2 protein-coding genes and 1 tRNA gene are annotated in these 3,376 nt (G+C 45.9%); all 3 read right to left on the bottom strand.

Going from position 1 to position 3,376, the window contains the following annotated elements:
- A partial coding sequence (locus FP827_06785; protein ID MBA3052773.1) for a magnesium transporter CorA family protein occupies window positions 1-523 on the bottom strand: 523 nt, incomplete at its 3' end.
- A gap of 556 nt (window positions 524-1,079) precedes the next feature.
- Window positions 1,080-1,155 (bottom strand) — tRNA-Pro (locus FP827_06780).
- Window positions 1,156-1,299: 144 nt separating this feature from the next.
- The gene (locus tag FP827_06775; GenBank protein ID MBA3052772.1) at window positions 1,300-3,225 is read right to left on the bottom strand and encodes an LPS-assembly protein LptD; all 1,926 of its coding nucleotides are present in this window, start codon (window positions 3,223-3,225) and stop codon (window positions 1,300-1,302) included.
- Window positions 3,226-3,376 lie beyond the last annotated feature (151 nt).

The raw sequence follows: 3,376 nt of genomic DNA, 5'->3' as shown, positions 1-3,376 counted from the left end.
TCAGCAACTCCACAAGCTCCCTGTTTTTTATTGACGCGTGCAATTCATTCTCAATTTTGGAAGTCAGTTTATTTATCTCCTGCAGGTCGGTCAAATACATAAGAGTGGTGCGTAAAAATATTTTAAGAACAAAGGCCACCCTGTTGCTGATGTGAAGATTTTTCACCTTTCCCATTATAAAATCCGCCAGCACCTTGTTGTTTCTGCTGCATATCATAATTACCTGATTTTGCTCTTTAGGGAAAATTATACCCAGAGGCAGCGTTGAAAACGGGATATTGTCATCTTTGTCATTAAGAAACGGCACCCTTAAAATTATAATCATACAGCCGTCTTCGCTTTCTATTCTGGCTCTTTCGTTCAAGTCAAGAGAGTCGGTGAGAAAATCTTCCGGAATATCAAATTTTGACGCGAGAGTTTTTATCTCATCTTCCGCCGGAGAAACAACGTTAACCCAGCAGTCCCCGCTATATTCGCTGATACGGTCAAAACCGTTTTCTTTTATTTTGAAAATTTCAATCATAGCGCTTCTCCTGTTCCGAGTATTTTCGGATTATAACTAAAAATCCGTCATTTGATAACAATCAAAAAGTTAATTCCCTTTTTTGTGGTAATTCCCCTTTTTGTAAAAGGGGTGGCTCGCTTTTGGCGAGACGGGGTTTTTGAATCCCTCTTTGAAAAATACAGGGGCAAGCGGACGGCAGTCAAAGTTATTTAAGAGAAGAACCTCTTGCCGACCAGTTAAGAGAAAAAATTTCAAAAGTCGCTCTTTGCGAAGACTGGAAAGAAAAAATGTTAGCGCAGGTAGAGAGGGGAACAATTGGATCGAACCATTGAGAAACTGGATTAATGACGCTCACCACGCCGGAGAACTTGCTTTGTCAAAAGATTTAAGCGAAATAAAATCTTTTGTTAAAAAAATCGGAACGAACCGCCGCCTGCTGGACAAAACCTTTCTTCTGAATTTGGAAAAGCCGTGGTCTTTTTTGTTTTTTGAAGAGGGGGATTCCGGAAATTCCGAAAAGAACGGTGAGCATCGCTCACCGAATTTTTTTGAAAATCGCGCAACAAGTTTGAAATGGTCGGGGTGGGCGGATTTGAACCGCCGACCTCCTGCTCCCAAAGCAGGCGCCCTACCAACTAGGCCACACCCCGTACAAAATTATACTCTGAAACAATATCTACCGAACTCTTCAAACCGCTTTGCTCGCCCGGGGCGCTCACTAAAGCGCCACACCCCGTATCACATTATACTTTTTTAATTAAATCGACAAAGCTAACTGCGGGATAATATGGATATCATTGTTTGCGGAACGACCATTCATCGCCGATGGCATCGCGGTATATTCCCAGCGGCCTGTCGGGGAATGCCGTTATGTTAAAGAATATCCAGCCCTCTCTCCGGTCGCGCGTGACAAGATATTTGAACATCATATCCCAGCAGTGCAGATTTCTCTTTAGCACAAGTTCCTTCTCTATGACATCTTTCAGCTCAATATCCGTCTTTCTGTAATTGAAAAATGTCCGGGCCCTGGCCTCAACGGCCCATTTGCCGTATTTAAAATTGAAACGCTGGAACCAGTTCAGGAAATCCGGTTCCGCCCGGTTGTGCGTAAACCTCGACGAGAAATGCCGGCCGCTGCCCTCGGCCTCCCAGGAAACCGCATCGCCGAGAGCTATGTTATAATAATTTCTCGCGTAAAAATTCATAGCCCCCGCCCGGAAATTCAGCTGATTCTGAAGGAGCGAGAATCTGTTTTCAAGCGGCAATGACCTTTTTTTCAAATCGTATACAACGCTCTGCCTGAACACCACATTGGGCGCGGGCCTGTATTCATCAGCGAAAGCAATGTTGTCGGTGACAGAGGTTTTGCCCGGTTCTTTTTTGTAATTATGAGTGAAAGAAAGTTTGAGCGGCCTGTAAAAATTCAGCGTTGTGTTTATGTCGTGAAAATAATATTCCACGGAATCCAGATCACCGCTCTTGTAAAACTGATAACCTATTCTGGGAAACAGCGTTATAGACCGCATTAACCTGTAGCTGTTGAAAATCCGCGCGTATGAGCTGTGTATGGGCGTATAATCGGAAAAAATAGTCCCCATGTTGGCATCGGTGTTGAAATAATTCCTGTAATTATAACTGAGATCATAGCTGAATAGTTTGAGTTTCACGGGATTCAAACGAAAATAGATTTCAGGCGCTATAACATTGTCGGCGTCAAATCTGTTGAGGGGATCTTTCCATACCTCATTTCTGTATCCCGACAAACGCAGATAATAGGCCGACACGCTTTTGGACAGCGAAGCGCGGCTCCTGATGTAGGTGGGTTTTAGCACCAGCGATTCATCCCTCAGGTAATTATTGTTAAAGAGCGAATAATCCTGCACCTCAACATATGACTGCCAGAGAAAACCCGCGGAAAGCTGCTGCCAGTGGCTCTGACGGAAAGTGCGGTTGCTTGCTCCGGTGTCTTTTTCATTTATGCCGTAAACATAGAGATTACTCTGTGTCGACGGGCTCTTGTAGTCAAGCTCCAGGCCCTTGCCGTATCCGAGGCGGCTGAAATAATCGTTAAGAAGATAAGTCCTGAAATTATCCGACCAGCTGTAGCGCAGGCGCGTTTTTATGAAGGCGCCACTCCTTGAGGACTTCCCCGCCCTGACGGCAAGCGCCCACCTTCTCTCACCGAGACGCTGGCTGTAATAGGGCGTATAAAAAATAGGCACCCCTCTGACTGAGAAAACAGCGTGCTTCATCGTCACGCTCTTCTTCTCCACAAAAACTATGCGCGGCGAGGCCATTTTATAATGAGGCTCGTCGTGATCGCAGGTCGTCAGATACGCCTTGTTAAAGATGTAAGTGTCACCCAACTGCTCCGCGTCGTGTCCGACAAAATACATCTTATCCCGGAAGACCCTGGCATTCTGAAAAACCCCGGAAGCCGGAGCGGTGCCGACAGCGAGATGATATTCGGCGGCATCACAGTTCATTGTCGTGGCCGCGTCCTCTATCCGCACTCTGCCCTTCAGGAACACAAGCGACTCGTTCCTGCGGAACTCGGCTTCGTCCGCGTACAATTTCATCGTGTCCCTCTCTATAAAGACATTTCCTGACGAGAAAACTATCTCGCTGCTCTTGCTGTATTTGAGATAATCGCATCTTATGTTGAAAGGCAGATCTTCCTGGGCGAACAAAATCCCCGCGGCTAAAACAACAAAAGCCAATAAACGTATTCCCGCAAACAAGTTTTTTAATGCGTGAAGCGGGGCGGATGATATACAGCTCTTGAGCTTGTTAAAAGGATTAAGGACGCTGCCCATCTGTGCGTTAAAGCAGCGCAAGTTTCGCCGCGCCGTCGGCGCCTATATAGCGTTT

This window comes from Candidatus Omnitrophota bacterium, assembly GCA_013791745.1.
GTDB lineage: Bacteria > CG03 > CG03 > CG03 > CG03 > CG03.
Note: the sequence above shows the minus strand (reverse complement) of the source record. Positions and strands in the feature narration are given on the sequence as shown.